Annotated in this window: 1 protein-coding gene; it reads left to right on the top strand. The window is 64.1% G+C overall.

The window, feature by feature from the left end:
* The coding region (locus tag DDQ50_RS16955; protein WP_240614511.1) for an aquaporin at positions 1 to 379 on the top strand (379 nt) is incomplete at both ends.

Below are 379 nucleotides of genomic sequence, written 5' to 3'. Positions count from 1 at the left end.
CCGTTCTCCGCTGCTGCGCCAACTGGCCTCCGAGTTTCTCGGGACCGGCCTGCTTGTCACGGTCGTCGTCGGCTCCGGCATTGCCGCCCAAAACCTGTCGCCTGCGGACACCGGACTGCAGCTGCTGGAGAACTCGACGACCACCGCTCTCGGGTTGACAGTGCTGATTCTCGCGCTTGGGCCGATATCTGGCGCTCACTTCAATCCGGTGGTGTCCGCCGTTGATTGGGTACTTGGTCGGCGACACGGCGCCGGTCTCCGACCGGTCGAGCTTGCGGGTTTCGTTGTAGTTCAGATCGTCGGGGCGATCGGTGGCGCTGTTCTCGCCAATGCGATGTTCGAGGTTCCGGCAGCGATCGCGACGACAGACCGGGTCACA

The organism is Amnibacterium flavum (genome assembly GCF_003097495.1).
Taxonomy (GTDB): domain Bacteria; phylum Actinomycetota; class Actinomycetes; order Actinomycetales; family Microbacteriaceae; genus Naasia; species Naasia flava.
The sequence above is the reverse complement of the archived record's forward strand: the minus strand, read 5'-3'. Positions and strand labels throughout refer to the sequence as shown.